Annotated in this window: 16 protein-coding genes; 11 read left to right on the top strand and 5 right to left on the bottom strand. The window is 69.2% G+C overall.

Translation table 11 applies throughout. The features are described from left to right. The first annotated feature begins 6 nt into the window (after positions 1 to 6). On the top strand, positions 7 to 1,149 hold the full coding sequence (locus tag LE197_RS35895) for a class II histone deacetylase (protein ID WP_033998815.1): 1,143 nt from the start codon (positions 7 to 9) through the stop codon (positions 1,147 to 1,149). On the opposite strand, the gene LE197_RS35890 is transcribed toward LE197_RS35895, so the two are convergent. After that, complete coding sequence (locus LE197_RS35890; RefSeq protein WP_003113815.1) at positions 1,134 to 1,916, bottom strand: sulfite exporter TauE/SafE family protein; 783 nt, start codon at positions 1,914 to 1,916, stop codon at positions 1,134 to 1,136. The genes LE197_RS35895 and LE197_RS35890 overlap by 16 nt on opposite strands. A 107-nt stretch (positions 1,917 to 2,023) precedes the next feature. Here LE197_RS35890 and LE197_RS35885 point away from each other — a divergent pair, with 107 nt between their 5' ends. The 7 genes from LE197_RS35885 (at position 2,024) to LE197_RS35855 (ending at position 9,094) form a co-directional block, all read left to right on the top strand. Next, positions 2,024 to 2,932 carry a LysR family transcriptional regulator gene (locus tag LE197_RS35885; RefSeq protein ID WP_023092544.1) on the top strand — a complete coding sequence of 303 codons (909 nt, stop codon included), beginning with the start codon at positions 2,024 to 2,026 and terminating at the stop codon, positions 2,930 to 2,932. Between the two features lie 36 nt (positions 2,933 to 2,968). Then, on the top strand, positions 2,969 to 4,348 hold the full coding sequence (gene xseA, locus LE197_RS35880; RefSeq protein WP_033998913.1) for an exodeoxyribonuclease VII large subunit: 1,380 nt from the start codon (positions 2,969 to 2,971) through the stop codon (positions 4,346 to 4,348). Between the two features lie 6 nt (positions 4,349 to 4,354). After that, positions 4,355 to 5,290 carry a LysR family transcriptional regulator gene (locus LE197_RS35875; RefSeq protein WP_033998819.1) on the top strand — a complete coding sequence of 312 codons (936 nt, stop codon included), beginning with the start codon at positions 4,355 to 4,357 and terminating at the stop codon, positions 5,288 to 5,290. 151 nt (positions 5,291 to 5,441) lie between these two features. Beyond that, entirely contained in the window at positions 5,442 to 6,482 is a 1,041-nt protein-coding gene (gene dctP, locus LE197_RS35870) for a TRAP transporter substrate-binding protein DctP (protein WP_003118314.1), read from the top strand. Positions 6,483 to 6,556: 74 nt separating this feature from the next. Further along, positions 6,557 to 7,051, top strand: a complete 495-nt coding sequence (locus LE197_RS35865; RefSeq protein ID WP_003105397.1) for a TRAP transporter small permease — start codon at positions 6,557 to 6,559, stop codon at positions 7,049 to 7,051. Continuing rightward, complete coding sequence (locus LE197_RS35860) at positions 7,048 to 8,328, top strand: TRAP transporter large permease (protein WP_003105394.1); 1,281 nt, start codon at positions 7,048 to 7,050, stop codon at positions 8,326 to 8,328. The genes LE197_RS35865 and LE197_RS35860 overlap by 4 nt, the downstream gene beginning before the upstream one ends. A 4-nt stretch (positions 8,329 to 8,332) precedes the next feature. Continuing rightward, a complete protein-coding gene (locus LE197_RS35855; protein WP_003105392.1) occupies positions 8,333 to 9,094 on the top strand; it encodes a M15 family metallopeptidase in 762 nt (253 codons plus the stop codon). On the opposite strand, the gene LE197_RS35850 is transcribed toward LE197_RS35855, so the two are convergent. Then, positions 9,091 to 10,044, bottom strand: coding sequence for a GlxA family transcriptional regulator (locus tag LE197_RS35850; RefSeq protein WP_003137870.1), 954 nt, complete (start codon positions 10,042 to 10,044; stop codon positions 9,091 to 9,093). The two genes, LE197_RS35855 and LE197_RS35850, sit on opposite strands and share 4 nt — an antisense overlap. 120 nt (positions 10,045 to 10,164) lie before the next feature. Here LE197_RS35850 and LE197_RS35845 point away from each other — a divergent pair, with 120 nt between their 5' ends. Continuing rightward, complete coding sequence (locus LE197_RS35845) at positions 10,165 to 10,794, top strand: cysteine hydrolase family protein (protein WP_003105389.1); 630 nt, start codon at positions 10,165 to 10,167, stop codon at positions 10,792 to 10,794. 35 nt (positions 10,795 to 10,829) lie between these two features. Here LE197_RS35845 and LE197_RS35840 read toward each other — a convergent pair whose 3' ends face one another. From LE197_RS35840 to LE197_RS35830, 3 genes are all read right to left on the bottom strand, one after another. Further along, a complete protein-coding gene (locus LE197_RS35840; protein ID WP_003105387.1) occupies positions 10,830 to 11,402 on the bottom strand; it encodes a putative natural product biosynthesis protein in 573 nt (190 codons plus the stop codon). Between the two features lie 56 nt (positions 11,403 to 11,458). Next, positions 11,459 to 11,935, bottom strand: coding sequence for a copper chaperone PCu(A)C (locus LE197_RS35835; protein WP_003105385.1), 477 nt, complete (start codon positions 11,933 to 11,935; stop codon positions 11,459 to 11,461). A 129-nt stretch (positions 11,936 to 12,064) separates the two neighbouring features. Continuing rightward, positions 12,065 to 12,454 carry a DUF2946 family protein gene (locus tag LE197_RS35830; protein ID WP_003105383.1) on the bottom strand — a complete coding sequence of 130 codons (390 nt, stop codon included), beginning with the start codon at positions 12,452 to 12,454 and terminating at the stop codon, positions 12,065 to 12,067. A gap of 171 nt (positions 12,455 to 12,625) precedes the next feature. Here LE197_RS35830 and LE197_RS35825 point away from each other — a divergent pair, with 171 nt between their 5' ends. Together LE197_RS35825 and LE197_RS35820 are read left to right on the top strand one after the other, a co-directional pair. Next, positions 12,626 to 13,474: a M23 family metallopeptidase gene (locus LE197_RS35825; RefSeq protein WP_003105381.1), complete on the top strand. Its 849-nt coding sequence runs from the start codon at positions 12,626 to 12,628 to the stop codon at positions 13,472 to 13,474. Between the two features lie 85 nt (positions 13,475 to 13,559). Beyond that, on the top strand, positions 13,560 to 13,955 hold the full coding sequence (locus LE197_RS35820) for a DUF4345 domain-containing protein (RefSeq protein ID WP_003092748.1): 396 nt from the start codon (positions 13,560 to 13,562) through the stop codon (positions 13,953 to 13,955). Positions 13,956 to 13,960 lie beyond the last annotated feature (5 nt).

Here is a 13,960-nt window from a genome sequence, read left to right as displayed (position 1 = left end):
CCCGCCATGACCCGACGTACCGCTTTCTTCTTCGACGAACTCTGCCTCTGGCACGCCGCCGGCCCGCACGCGCTGACCCTGCCGGTCGGCGGCTGGGTGCAACCGCCTGCCGCCGCCGGACACGCCGAATCACCGGAAACCAAGCGCCGGCTGAAAAGCCTGCTCGACGTGTCCGGCCTGACCGCCCGCCTGCAACTGCGCAGCGCACCGCCGGCGAGCGACGAGGACCTGCTGCGCGTGCATCCGGCGCACTATCTGGAACGCTTCAAGGCGTTGAGCGACGCCGGCGGCGGCAGCCTCGGCCAGGACGCGCCGATCGGCCCGGGCAGCTACGAGATCGCCCGGCTCTCCGCCGGCCTGGCCATCGCCGCGCTGGACGCGGTGCTCGCCGGCGAGGCGGACAACGCCTACTCGCTGTCGCGGCCGCCAGGTCATCACTGCCTGCCGGACCAGGCAATGGGCTTCTGTTTCTTCGCCAACATCGCCGTGGCCATCGAGGCGGCCAAGGCGCGCCACGGCGTCGAGCGGGTCGCGGTGCTGGACTGGGACGTCCACCACGGCAATGGCACCCAGGCGATCTACTACCGGCGCGACGACGTGTTGAGCATTTCCCTGCACCAGGACGGCTGCTTCCCGCCTGGCTACAGCGGCGCCGAAGACATCGGCGAGGATCGCGGTCGTGGCTTCAACCTCAACGTGCCGCTGCTTCCCGGCGGCGGTCACGACGCCTACATGCAGGCCATGCAACGCATCGTGTTGCCGGCGCTGGAGCGCTTCCGCCCGCAATTGATCGTGGTCGCCAGTGGCTTCGACGCCAACGCGGTGGACCCGCTGGCACGCATGCAACTGCACAGCGACAGCTTCCGGGCGATGACCGCGATGGTCCGCGACGCGGCCGAGCGGCATGCCGGCGGACGCCTGGTGGTGGTCCACGAAGGCGGCTACTCGGAAGCCTACGTGCCGTTCTGCGGCTTGGCTGTGATCGAAGAACTCAGCGGCGTGCGCAGCGCGGTGCGCGACCCGCTGCGCGACTTCATCGAGTTGCAGCAGCCCAACGCGGCGTTCCGCGACTTCCAGCGCCAGCGCCTCAAAGAGCTGGCCGCACAGTTCGGCCTGTGCCCGGCGCAGCCGCTTCAAGCGGCCAGGTAGCGCCCGACCAGCGCCAGGCCGCTGCACAGCACCAGCCAGGTGACCAGGCGGACGAAGGCTTCACGCGACAGACGCAGGGTCACCCGACGGCCGATCCACAGGCCCAGCGCCATGCCCGGCAGCAGGCAGGCGGCGAGCAGCCAGGGCTCGCGCGCGGCATACAGCCCGGCGAGCAGGAACAGCCCCAGGCGGACGAAGGTGCTACAACCGATCAGCGCGCTCTGGGTGGCGCGCATCTGCTCCTTGCTCGCCAGGCGTCCGTTCAGGTACAGCGAATAAAGGAAGCCGCCGCTGCCGAACAACGCGCCGAACAGCCCGCCGAAGACACCGAAGGGCAACGCCCAGGTCGCCCGCCAGCGCGGCTGGCCGCGTGGCTGGAGGAACAGGGCGTAGAGCGCATAGAGACTGACGAACACGCCGAGGGCCAGCATCAGCAGCTCCGCGCGTAGCGCCAGAAGTCCGTACGCCCCCAGCGCACAGCCCAGCAACATGCAGGGCAGCAGACGCTTGAGCTCAGTGACGGCGATCTGCCGCCGCGCCGGCAGCCAGTTGCCGAACGACGCGCTGAAATCCAGCAGGACCAGCAGCGGAATGATCTGCGACAGCGGCAGCACCCCGGCCAGCAACGGGCCGGCGACCAGCGCGGTGCCGAAGCCGGCGATGCCGAACACCACATAGGCGAGGACGATGGCCAGTTCGACCAGCAGCCATTGCCATAGGCTGAACGGCAGGGCGGCGAACAGGACTGACGGATCGAGCGAGGACATGGCGACTCCCGGAACGACGACCTGCGCACTCTAGCGAGCGCAACGGCGCGCCAGCCAATACAATCCGAGCCCTGTAGCCATCTCGAAAAGGCATGGGTAATCTTCCGATGATCTCTTTGCGGCAACTCCATTACTTCGTCGAAATCGTCGAGTCCGGCGGCTTCAGCCGTGCCGCCGAACGCCTGTTCGTCGCCCAGTCGGCGCTCAGCCGGCAGGTGCGCGAACTGGAGGACAGCATCGGCACCCCACTGCTCCGCCGCGGTCCGCGCCAGGTCGAGCTGACGCCGGCCGGTCGCGCCTTCCTGCCACGCGCGCAGCGCCTGCTCGGCGACCTGGAGGCCGCCCGGCGCCTGGCTCGCGAGGTCGGCGAAGGCGGCCATGGCCTGCTGCGCCTGGGGCACTCCAGCTCGGTGCCGCTGGTGGATGGCCTGCAAGCGGCGCTGCGCGGCTACCTCGCGGCGCAGAGCGGCGTCCGCCTGGAACTGACCCAGCAATCCTCCGAGCAGCAACTCGCCGATCTCGCCGAAGGACGCCTGGACCTTGGCCTGCTGCGCCTGCCGGTGCTGCGCCAGCATCCCCGGCTGCACCTGCGCGCCCTGTACCGCGAGCCGTTGCTCCTGGCTCTCGCCGCCGACCATCCGCTGGCCCGCCGTGAAGCCCCCGTGGCCCTGGCCGCCCTGGCCGGAGAAACCTTCGTCTCCATTCCCCACCTGCAACGCGGCGGCCTCAGCTATCGCGCCGCCGAACTCTGCCTCGGCGCCGGTTTCTACCCACGCCCGGCGCGCGCGCTGTCACGCAAGACCAGCCAGTTGCAACTGATCGAGGCCGGCTTCGGCGTCGCCCTGGTGCCCGCCTCGATGCGCGCCATCGCACCGCCCGCCGTGCGCTTCATGTCTCTGGCCGAGGCCGAGGCATACAGCGAGGTGGCGCTGGCCTGGCGACGCGACGATAGCCCCCTGGTGGAAGGCTTCGTCGAATATTTCCTGGAGAATCTGCCGAACGAAGCCAAGGATTGATCGCACATCCCGGTGCGCCGCCTTATCATGCCGCCCATGCGTAACGATCCCTTCCAACGGCTCGGCCTCGATCGCGAGGTGCTGACCGTCAGCCAACTGAACCAGCGCGCCCGCCTGCTGCTGGAAGACGTGTTCCCGCAGGTCTGGGTCGAGGGCGAGCTGTCCAACCTCGCCCGGCCGGCCTCCGGCCATGTCTACTTCACCCTCAAGGACAGCAACGCGCAGATCCGCTGCGCGCTGTTCCGGCAGAACGCCCTGCGCGTACGCCAGGCCTTGCGCGACGGGCTGGCGGTAAAGGTGCGCGGGAAGATCTCGCTGTTCGAGGGACGCGGCGACTACCAGTTGATCGCCGATACCGTCGAGCCGGCCGGCGACGGCGCCCTGCGCCTGGCCTTCGAGGCATTGAAGGAAAAACTCGCCGGCGAAGGCCTGTTCGCCAGCGAACGCAAGCGTCCGCTGCCCGCCCATCCGCGCCGCATCGGTATCGTCAGTTCGCCCAGCGGGGCGGTGATCCGCGACATCATCAGCGTGTTTCGCCGCCGCGCACCGCAGGTCGAGCTGACCCTGGTGCCCACCGCAGTCCAGGGCCGCGAGGCCGTCGCACAGATCGTCCGCGCGCTGCAACTGGCCGACCGGCAGGGCTTCGACGCGCTGATCCTGGCCCGTGGCGGCGGTTCCCTGGAAGACCTCTGGTGCTTCAACGAAGAAGCGGTGGCGCGCGCCGTGGCGGCCTGCGCCACGCCGATCGTCAGCGCGGTCGGCCACGAGACCGACGTATCGATCAGCGACTTCGTCGCCGACGTGCGCGCGCCGACGCCTTCGGCCGCCGCCGAACTGCTGGCGCCCAACGCCGGCGACCTGCAGCAGCGTCTCGACGGCCTGCGCCGGCGCCTGGTGCTGCGCATGCGCGACCAGTTGCTGCGCGAACGCCTGCGCCTGGAAGGCGTCGCCCGCCGCCTGCGCCATCCCGGCGAACGCCTGCGCCAGCAGGCACAGCGCCTGGACGACCTGGACATGCGCCTGCGCCGTGCCTTCGAGCGCCAGCTGGCGGTCCGCCACGAACGCCTGGTCCGCCTGGAGACGAGTCTCGCCGCACAGCATCCGGGCCGCACCCTGGCGCTGCTCCGGCAGAAGCTCGACAGCCTCGCCGCGCGCCTGCCGCGCGCCGCCCGTGAGGTACTGAAGGATCGTCGTCAGCGCCTCGAAGGACTGGCGCAGACGCTCAACGTGGTCAGCCCGCTGGCGACCCTGGGCCGCGGCTACAGCATCCTCCTCGACGAGCGTGGCCGGGCGATCCGCGATGCCGGCCAGACCCTGCCGGGACAGCGCCTGAAGGCGCGCCTCGCGGAAGGCGAACTGGAGGTGCGGGTCGAGGACAACCACCGGACGCCGGTGACCCTGTCGCTGCTGGACTGAGCCGCGATGATCCGCCTCAGCCAACGGGCCCTGGCCTACCTCAACGAGGTGATCCACCACGGTTCTCTTCGCCGCGCCGCCCAGCACCTGAACATCGACCCCTCGGCCATCAGCCGGCAGCTCGCCAGCCTGGAGGAACATCTCGGCGTGCGCCTCCTGCAACGCACCCCGCAGGGCGTGGCGCCTACCGAGGCCGGCGAGCTGCTGGTGGCGCACTACCGCCAGCAACGGGCCAACGAAGAGGGCGTGCTGTCGCGTCTGTCGGCCCTGCAGGGGCTGCGCCAGGGCAAGGTGCGCCTGGCGGTCGGCGAGGGCTTCATCGCCGACCTGATCTCCCAGCCATTGCAGAGCTTCATCCTGCGCTACCCCGGCATCGAGCTGGAGGTCCGCATGGCCGGGGCCAACGAAGGCGTGGCGCTGGTCAAGGAAGACGCCGTCGACCTGGCCCTGGTCTACGCCCCGGTCGAGGACGGCGAACTGGACGTGCACGTCGACACCCGCCAGCCCCTCGACCTGATCATCCCCGCCAACCATGCCCTCGCCGGACACCGCGGTGTGGTGCCGATGCGCGCGCTGCGCAACGAGTCGCTGGCGTTGATCCACAACAGCACCGGCATGGGCCAACTGGCGGTGATCGCCGCCCAACTGGAGCGCATCGAGCTAAGGCCGAAGCTGCGCACCAACTCGGTGGCGGTGCTGACCAATTTCGTCAAGTCCGGCATCGGCGTGGCCTTCATGCCGGAGTTGACGGTCAGCCACGAGATCGAGGCCGGGCATATCCGTTGCCTGCCGCTGGCCCACCCGGCGCTGCGCGACGCCCGCGCGCGGATCGTCAGCCACAAGGGCCGCGAGCTGACCGTGGCGGCGATCGCCTGCCTGGAACACCTGCGCCGCGGCATGCGCTTCTTCAGTGGCGACGCGCCCGGGCTCTCGCAGCGCTGAGGCGTTGTCTTTTTCGCATCACGTCCGGACTTGAATAGTCAACGAGACAACGGCTAGCGTTGCTTCGCTTTCGTGCGAGCACCCGGCCCCGCGCCCCGACAAGAAGTGCCGCCGATCCCCCGACCGTTCGGACTGCCATAAGGAAAACAACATGCACACGAATCCGCGCCACGGCCTCGCCCGCCGCTTCGCCGCCGGACTGCTGGCCGCCGCCCTGGGCCTGGGCGGCAGCCTCGCCCAGGCCGCCACCACCCTCAACCTGAGCTATAACGGCGCCGCCGACAGCGAGAAGAACCTGGTGCACCTGTTCGCCAGCAACCTCAAGCGCCTGGCCGAGGAAAAGAGCGGCGGCGAACTGCAGTTCAAGCTCTACCCCAACAGCATGCTCGGCGAAGAGGAGCAGCGCATGGAACAGGTGATGACCGGCCCCGGCCTGAACATCGCCTCCTTCGCCGGGATCGCCCCGCTGTTCCCGGAGATCTACGTCAGCGCCACGCCCTTCATGTTCAAGGATGCCGCCGCGGCCCACGCCTTCTTCGACAGCGGCAGCTACTGGCAGGCCGCCCGCGAGGCCTTCCGCGAGCGCACCGGCACCGAGCTGCTGGCGGTGGTCGAGGAAGGCGGCTTCCTCAACTTCACCAACGGCAAGAAGCCGATCCACGGCCCGGCGGACTTCCAGGGCCTGCGCTTCCGCGCCATGGATCCCAGCCAGGTGGCGCTCTACGAAGCCTTCGGCGCCTCCGGCACGCCGATCCCCTGGACCGAGTTGTACATGGGCCTGCGCACCGGCGTCGCCGACGGCCAGATGAACCCGACCTCCTACATCATCCTCGGCAGCCTCTACCAGGTGCAGAAGTACCTGACCCTGGCCAACATCCAGTACTCCGACCAGTTCCTGGTGGCCAACGGCGATCTGCTCGCCAGCCTCCCGGCAAAGGAGCGCCAGGCCCTGCTCGACGCCGCCGCCGAAGCCACCCGGCTGAACCGCGAGGCGGTCGCTGCCCAGCAGGAGCGCGACCTGGCGTTCCTCAAGGAAAAGGGCATGCAGATCATCCAGCCGTCCGCCGATGACCTCGCCGCCTTCCGCGAGAAAGGCCAGCCGTCCTACCTGGCCTGGCTGAAGACCCAGGACATCGAGCCGCGCTGGACCGAGATGGCCTTCCGCGACGCCGGTCTCGCCACCGCCCCCTGACCTTCACGCGTTGCCCCCCCGACGGCCGCTGCCGTCGGCCGGGCGCGCCTGTCCGACTTTCCGGAGTACCTCCCATGCCGTCATTGCTCAAGGGCATGCGCGCCGCGTTGCTGAACCTCGCCACGCTGCTGTTGCTGCTCGACCTGGTCCTGCTCATCTACGGCGTGTTCGCCCGCTACCTGCTCGGCAGCTCGCCGATCTGGATGGACGAACTGGCCCGCTACCTCATCATCGGCGCAGTAATGCTGGCGCTCGGCGCGGTATGGATGGAAGGCGGGCACATGCGCGTCAACCTGCTGGAACAACGCCTGCCGCCGCGCCTGGCGCAGGCCCTCAGGCTCTACCAGTGGCTGCTGGCGCTGGCCTTCTTCGCCTTCGCCGCCTGGGTCAGCACCCGCTACGCGCTGAACGCCGGGCGCTTCCGCAGCCTCGGCCTGGGCGTCAGCCGCACCTGGCCGTTGCTCAGCCTGCCGCTCGGCTTCGGCCTGCTGACCCTCATGCTGTTGCTCCAGGGGCCCTGGCCGCGGCAGCCGGCCAGCACCACCGTCGAGGGAGGGTCGCAGGCATGATGGCCATCGCCATGATCGCAGCCTTCGTGGTCAACCTCCTGCTCGGCCTGCCGCTGTTCCTCTGCCTGCTGCTCACCGCGCTGGTGGGGTTCCTCTTCGTCGACCCGGCGCTGTTCGCCAACACCCTGCCGCAGCGCTTCTTCGGCGGCATGGACATCTTCTCGCTGATGGCGATCCCGCTGTTCGTGCTGGCCGGCAACCTGATGAACCATTCCGGCATGACCCCGCGCCTGATGCGCCTGGCCAACGCCCTGGTCGGCCACTTCCGCGGCGGCCTCGGCCACGTCAACGTGGTCGCCGGGGTGTTCTTCGCCGGGGTCAACGGGTCCGCCGCGGCCGACGCTTCGGCACTCAGCACCCTGCTGGTGCCGGCCATGGAAAAGGAAGGCTACTCGCGGCGCTTCGCCGCCGGGCTGACCGCGGGCAGCTCGCTGATCGGTCCGATCATCCCGCCGAGCATCTTCATGATCCTCTATTCCTCGCTGACCAACACCTCGGTGGGCGAGCTGTTCCTCGCCGGGGTGATTCCCGGCCTGCTGCTGGCCGCCGCCTTCATGCTGCTGAACGCGGTGTACGCCTACCGCAACGGGCTGCAGGCGCGCCATGCGGCGCCGGCCTGGGGCGAGATCCTGGCGGCGCTGTCCGGCGCCCTGACCGCGCTGATCGCGCCGGTGATCATCGTCGCCGGAATCGTCCTGGGACTGGTCACGCCCACCGAGTCGGGCGCCCTGATCGCTCTCTACGTGGCGCTGGTCGGTCTGCTCCAGCGCCAACTGAGCCTGGTCGGGCTGTGGAACTCGCTGCGCGAGACGGTACGCCTGACCGCCAGCATCTACGTGATCATCGCCGCCGCTTCGGTGGTCAACTGGTTGCTCAACTACGCCCAGGTCGCCAGCGAGTTCGCCCAGTTGCTGGAGCCGTTCGGCCACTCGCCGACCCTGATGCTGTTCATCATCAGCGCAGTGATCTTCGTCTGCGGCATGCTCATGGAAGAAGTCTCGGTACTGATGCTGCTGACGCCGATAGTCGCTCCGGTGGCGCTGGCCGCCGGCGTGGATCCGGTGCACCTGGGGCTGATCTTCACCCTGAACATCACCATCGCCCTGATCACCCCGCCAATGGGCGCCTGCCTGTTCATCGTGGCGACCATCAGCCGCCTCGATATCCTGGAAATGTTCAAGGGTATCTGGCCGTTCATCCTCGTGGCCCTGGGGGTGCTGTCGCTGCTGATCCTGTTCCCGTCCCTGACCCTGTGGCTGCCACGCCTGCTCAATTGACACCATGACCGACTTCACCCAAGCCATCCCCGTTCTCCCGGAGCCCGACTGGCACGCCGTGGCCGGCATCCCCATCGTCGATGCCGGCACGCCGCTGGAGGCGCTCGGGCTGAGCCGCGAGTTCAGCGTCTGGCCGGCCTACCACAAGCTCGGCATTCCTCACGCGATCCCGGAGTGCCACGCTCGCGGCGAGGTCTTCGAGCGTCTCCTGCGGGTCGCCGCCGCCCTCCCCGGCGGCGTGCGCCTGGTGGTGCTGGACGCCTGGCGGCCGTTCGCCGTGCAGCAGTATCTCTACGACAGCCTGTCCAGCGCCCTGGCCGCGCACTACCCACGGGCCGGCGAGGCCGAGCTGGAACGGCTCACCCGCCAGTTCGTCTCGCCGCCGAGCAGCAGCCGCGAGGCGCCCAGCCCGCATCTCACCGGCGGCGCGGTGGACGTCACCCTGTGCGACGCCCAGGGCCGCTGGCTGGACATGGGCAGCGCCTTCGACGAAGCCGTGCCGGCCTCCTACACCGCCTACTTCGAACGCCTGGCGGAGCCCGACACGCGCCAGCGACGCGTCCGCGATCACCGTCGCCTGCTCTATCACGCGATGCTCGACGCCGGTTTCAGCAACCTGCCCAGCGAATGGTGGCACTACGATTTCGGCGACCAGCTCTGGGCCTGGCACACCGGCGCGACGCAGGCGCTGTTCGGCCCGGTGCAGTTGCAGGCGATGGACGCGCTCTGGCGCCAGCAGTTGCAGAAGCGCCCTCCGGCGGACTAGGAGGCGAAGGCGCGCCGGTAGCCCAGCGGCGGCAGGCCGAACGCGGCGGAGAACTGCTGGCGCAACGACACCGCCGAACCGAAGCCGGCCAGCCCGGCGATCGCCTGCACCGAATGCTCGGTGGTTTCCAGCAGGCGCTGGGCCAGGGCCAGGCGTTCGGCCTGCAGCCACTGGCTGACGGTGGTGCCGGTGAGCTGGCGGAAATGCCGGGTGAAGGTCCGCCGGCTCATCAGCACCCGCTGTGCCAGGCTGTCCAGGCTGTGCGCCTGGTCGAGGTTCTGCCGCAGCCACACCAGCAGCTCGCCGAGACGGCCGTCCTGGGCACTGTCCGGCAGCGGCTGCTCGATGAACTGGGCCTGGCCGCCCTGTCGATGCGGCGCCACCACCAGGCGCCGGGCCAGGTGATTGGTAGTCTGCGCACCGAGCCGCTGGCGGACCAGGTGCAGACAGCAGTCGATGCCGGCGACGGTGCCTGCCGAGGTCAGCAGGCCGTCGTCCTCGATGTACAGCACGTCGGGCTCCACCCGCACCGCAGGGAAGCGCCCGGCGAAATCCTCCGCCCACATCCAGTGGGTGGTGGCGCGGCGACCGTCGAGCAACCCGGCCTCGGCCAGCACGAAGGCCCCCAGGCACAAGCCCACCAGTTGCGCTCCGCGTGCACGGGCCGCGATCAACGCATCCAGCAGCGCTTGTGGCGGACGCTCGTGTGGATCGCGCCAGCTCGGCACGATCACGGTCTGCGCCTCGGCCAGCGCTTCCAGCCCGGCCTCGGCCTCGATGGTGAACCCCACCGTGGTTCGCAGCCGGCCCGGCTCGGCGGCGCAGACACGCAGGTCGAAGGCCTGCGCGCAGGGGTCGTAGCACTCCTGGCCGAACACCAGGCAGGGCACCGACAGGTGGAACGGACTGATGCGGTCGAAGGCCACCACGGCCACGGACTGGCGGGACATGCGCACCTCGGTGGGTATGAGCGGGTTGGCCCGATTCTAGCGAAAGTTGTCTCTCAGGCCACTCACTCGCTACGCCGCGCCGGGACCAGAATCTGCCTCACCCACTCAGGAGGAAACGCCATGTCCGCACGTCAACCCAAACGCGCCTTGCTGGTCATCGACGTACAGAACGAATACGTCAGCGGCAACCTGCGTATCGAATTTCCCGCCATCCAATCGTCGCTGGAACGCATCGGCGCCGCCATGGATGCCGCCCACGCGGCGGGCATCCCGATCGTCGTGGTGCAGCACCTGGCACCGGCGGACTCGCCGTTGTTCGCGCGCGGCAGCCGGCAGGCCGAGCTGCACGAGGTGGTCGCCTCGCGGCCCTACCAGCACAAGGTGGAAAAGCAACTGGCCAGTTCCTTCGTCGGCACCGGGCTGGCCGACTGGCTGCGCGAGCGCGACATCGACACCCTCGCCGTGGTCGGCTACATGACCCAGCACTGCGACGACTCGACCATCCGCCAGGCGATCCACGAAGGCTGGCAGGTGGAATACCTGCACGACGCCAGCGGCTCGGTGCCCTACCGCAACCGCGCCGGCCAGGCCAGCGCGGAAGAGATCCACCGGATCTTCGGCATCGTCCTGCAGTCCTCCTTCGCCGCCGTGCTCAGCACCGAGGAGTGGCTGGAAAGCCTCGCCGGCCGGCACGTTCCGGAACGCGACAACATCTACGACTCCAACCAGCGAGCCCTGGCCAACCGCTGAAACGGCGCCGCCCCCCCACGCGGGGCGGCGAGCGCTCAGCCGACCAGCGAGCCGCGCGCCGGCAACGGCTTCCAGCCCGGGAACTCGCGCAGCCGCGGGTCGGGCACCGCGCAATAGGCGAATGTCCAGTTCGGCGCCGGCAGGTCCAGGCGCTCCAGCGGCACACGCGTGCCGGCGCCGGCCTGCGGCGCCTTCCAGTCCTGGGTGATGTGCACACCGCCCTGGCTGGCCAGGAGGATGCCGCGGTTGGCGCTGGTGTCGTCCACCGTCCAGCGCGCGGCGGAGGCGTCCATCAGCACCTCCAGATGCTCGTCGGTCACCTTGGCGCCGAACGGCGACTGCAACAGCCAGCAGTACAGGCGCAGGTGCATCGCCCAGTTCCAGGCGGCCTTCTGCTCGGCCGCCCATTGCAGGAAACCACGGAGGATGGTCAGGCCATCCGGCGGATCGATCTTCAGCAGTTCCGGGCAAAGGTCGTAGAGATGGTGCCAGGCGCTGCTCAGGCGCTTGTTGAGCTGGTCCGGACGCAGGGTGGAGTTCTTCGGCGGCAGGCCGGGAGCCACCACCAGGCCGGTCTGCGCCGGCAAGGGATATCTGTTGCTGTTCATGCTCTGAACCTCGCACGCAAAGGCGGGGCGCCGGGCGCCCCTGCTCGACACGGCGCTCAGTGGCCGTGCTGCTCGTGCCCGCCCTGTTCGGCCGGCGCCTTGGACTCGACGACGATTTCCACCGGCACGTCGCCGGCCTTGCGGAAATGCAGCGTCAGCGGGAAGCGCTCGCCGGCCACCAGTGGCTGCTTCAGGCCCATCAGCATCAGGTGGTAGCCGCCGGGAGCGAAGCGCAGGTCCTTGCCTGGTGCGACGTCGACGCTGTCGACTTTCTGCATGCTCATCATGCCGTTCTTGTGCACATGCTCGTGCACCTCGGCGGAAGCCGCGCGCGGCGTGTCGGCGCCAAGCAGGGTGTCGTTTTCCTTGCCGTGGTTCTGCACCACGAAGTAGGCCGCGCCGTTCGGCGAGGTCGGCGGCAGGGCCAGCGCCCAGGGATGCTCGATGTGCAGCTGGCCGGCGTTGTACTCGTGGGCCTGGGCGAAAGCGGAAACGGCCAGCAGGGCCGCGGCAGCAAAGAAGGATGTGCGCATGGTGACTCTCCAGTAGCGTATGACCGGTCTTTTTCCGTCGGACCGGCGATTCCAGGGGGGAAGCTAGGGTATTGCGCCGCGACCTGCCCCGACCCGAAGGTCCAGGTTGTCGAAGGCGCGGGGGAGGAGTCAGGCGACAGGAGAAGCGCGCGGATTGGCGAGGCGCCAATAGCGCAGGGGAGGCAGGTCGGTGGCGGAGAAGGCGTTACGGGCCGGGCTGGCCAGCGGCGCCAGCGGCAATGCCGGCCAGGAGGCGACCAGTCCGGGCGTGCCGGCGGCGCCGGCGCAGCAGCAGAGGTGCGGGGCCAGGCTCTCGTGGTCGTCGGGAAGATCGATGTCCTTGAGCGCGGCACCCAGCTTCAGGCGCAGCAGCGAATCGGACGAGGTGCTGCAGAAGCCGCCGAGCAGCAACGAGGCGCGCTCCTGCGTCGTCAGCGCCTGCGAAAGCGGCACCACGAACAGGTTCATCAGCACGGCCAGGCTGGCCAGCCAGGCCACGGGGCGCCGTGACAGGGGCATCGTCGGTTCTCCGGAGAATGGGCCCTTTATGCCTGAGCGCGGGGCAAAAGTAAAAACGCCGGGCGCGACAGAGTGCCGCAGGTGAAAACGTTTGCAACCCTTGCGGGCTTTCCCCCGCCGCGCTCTTCCGCCAGCATAGACGGCTTTGACGCCCGACGAGTCGAGAAGCCGATGCCCCGCACCCTAGCCTTCGTTTCCACGCTGTTGCTCGCCGCTTTCTGCGCCCTGCCCACCCAGGCCGACAGCTTCATCATGCGCCTGCTGAACAAGCCGGTGCCCGGCGGGGTGGCGGTGGTCGACCTCGGCGAGGAAGGCCCGCCGCCGCGGGCCTTCTACCAGGGCAAGCCGGTGCTGGTGGTGCGCGAGGAAGGCCGCCGCTGGATCGCCGTGGTCGGCATCCCGCTGAGCACCAAGCCCGGCCCGCAGAAGCTGGAAGTGCGAGCGGCGACCGGCAACCACGAGGAACGCTTCAGCGTCGGCAGCAAGCACTACCGCGAGCAGCGCATCACCCTGAAGAACAAGCGCCAGGTCAATCCGCTGCCGGAAGACCTCAAGCGCATCGAACGCGAACTCGCCGAGCAGACCGCCGCCTACCGCCGCTTCAGTCCCGGCCTGCCCAGCAACCTGATGCTCGACAAGCCGGTCGACGGTCCGCTCTCCAGCCCCTTCGGCCTGCGCCGCTTCTTCAACGGCGAAGAGCGCAACCCGCATTCCGGTCTAGACTTCGCGGTACCGGCCGGTACGCCGATCAAGGCGCCGGCGGCCGGCAAGGTGATCCTCATCGGCGACTACTTCTTCAATGGCAAGACGGTGTTCGTCGACCATGGCCAGGGCTTCATCAGCATGTTCTGCCACCTGTCGAAGATCGACGTGAAGCTCGGCCAGCAGGTGCCGCGCGGCGGCGTACTCGGCAAGGTCGGCGCCACCGGCAGGGCCACCGGACCGCACATGCACTGGAACGTCAGCCTGAACGACGCGCGAGTCGACCCGGCGATCTTCATCGGTGCCTTCCAGCCCTGAGAAGTGAGCAACGCGGCGCCGGCTGAGGTCAGAAGGAACAGGGGGCGCGTCGATGCGCCCCTTTCATGACCAAGGGAGACACCGCATGACTCACCCGCTTCGCCTGCTCTGGCTGTGCTCGGCACTGTTCGTGGTCCTCGGCCTGGGCTTCGTCTTCTTCCCCGGCCCGCTCGCCTCCCTGCTCACCAGCGGCGAACCGCTCACCCCCGCCGCCCTCACCGACCTGCGCGCCAGCTACGGCGGCACCAGCTTCGGCATCGGCCTGCTGCTCGGCTATGCCGCCCTGCGCCCCCGCTACCTGGTGCTCGGCCTGCTCGCCGCCCTGGCGGTGATCGCCAGCGGCGGCGCGGCGCGTCTCTACGGTGTGCTGATCGACGCCTCGCCGGCGCTAACCACCTTCCTCTGGCTCGGCGCCGAGGCGCTGCTCTGCGTGCTGTTGCTGGCGGCACTCTGGAAGACCCGCCAGCTCGACCTCGACTGAGCGCC

The organism is Pseudomonas sp. PS1(2021) (assembly GCF_020405165.1).
Taxonomy (GTDB): Bacteria; Pseudomonadota; Gammaproteobacteria; order Pseudomonadales; family Pseudomonadaceae; genus Pseudomonas; species Pseudomonas aeruginosa.
The sequence above is the reverse complement of the archived record's forward strand: the minus strand, read 5'-3'. Positions and strand labels throughout refer to the sequence as shown.

What these genes read in the sequence shown, in the direction of transcription:
- LE197_RS35895 (WP_033998815.1), top strand. Translation starts at nt 7, where the DNA reads ATGACCCGACGTACCGCTTTCTTCTTCGACGAACTCTGCCTCTGGCAC.
- LE197_RS35890 (WP_003113815.1), bottom strand. Translation starts at nt 1,916, where the DNA reads ATGTCCTCGCTCGATCCGTCAGTCCTGTTCGCCGCCCTGCCGTTCAGC.
- LE197_RS35885 (WP_023092544.1), top strand. Translation starts at nt 2,024, where the DNA reads ATGATCTCTTTGCGGCAACTCCATTACTTCGTCGAAATCGTCGAGTCC.
- xseA (WP_033998913.1), top strand. Translation starts at nt 2,969, where the DNA reads ATGCGTAACGATCCCTTCCAACGGCTCGGCCTCGATCGCGAGGTGCTG.
- LE197_RS35875 (WP_033998819.1), top strand. Translation starts at nt 4,355, where the DNA reads ATGATCCGCCTCAGCCAACGGGCCCTGGCCTACCTCAACGAGGTGATC.
- dctP (WP_003118314.1), top strand. Translation starts at nt 5,442, where the DNA reads ATGCACACGAATCCGCGCCACGGCCTCGCCCGCCGCTTCGCCGCCGGA.
- LE197_RS35865 (WP_003105397.1), top strand. Translation starts at nt 6,557, where the DNA reads ATGCCGTCATTGCTCAAGGGCATGCGCGCCGCGTTGCTGAACCTCGCC.
- LE197_RS35860 (WP_003105394.1), top strand. Translation starts at nt 7,048, where the DNA reads ATGATGGCCATCGCCATGATCGCAGCCTTCGTGGTCAACCTCCTGCTC.
- LE197_RS35855 (WP_003105392.1), top strand. Translation starts at nt 8,333, where the DNA reads ATGACCGACTTCACCCAAGCCATCCCCGTTCTCCCGGAGCCCGACTGG.
- LE197_RS35850 (WP_003137870.1), bottom strand. Translation starts at nt 10,044, where the DNA reads ATGTCCCGCCAGTCCGTGGCCGTGGTGGCCTTCGACCGCATCAGTCCG.
- LE197_RS35845 (WP_003105389.1), top strand. Translation starts at nt 10,165, where the DNA reads ATGTCCGCACGTCAACCCAAACGCGCCTTGCTGGTCATCGACGTACAG.
- LE197_RS35840 (WP_003105387.1), bottom strand. Translation starts at nt 11,402, where the DNA reads ATGAACAGCAACAGATATCCCTTGCCGGCGCAGACCGGCCTGGTGGTG.
- LE197_RS35835 (WP_003105385.1), bottom strand. Translation starts at nt 11,935, where the DNA reads ATGCGCACATCCTTCTTTGCTGCCGCGGCCCTGCTGGCCGTTTCCGCT.
- LE197_RS35830 (WP_003105383.1), bottom strand. Translation starts at nt 12,454, where the DNA reads ATGCCCCTGTCACGGCGCCCCGTGGCCTGGCTGGCCAGCCTGGCCGTG.
- LE197_RS35825 (WP_003105381.1), top strand. Translation starts at nt 12,626, where the DNA reads ATGCCCCGCACCCTAGCCTTCGTTTCCACGCTGTTGCTCGCCGCTTTC.
- LE197_RS35820 (WP_003092748.1), top strand. Translation starts at nt 13,560, where the DNA reads ATGACTCACCCGCTTCGCCTGCTCTGGCTGTGCTCGGCACTGTTCGTG.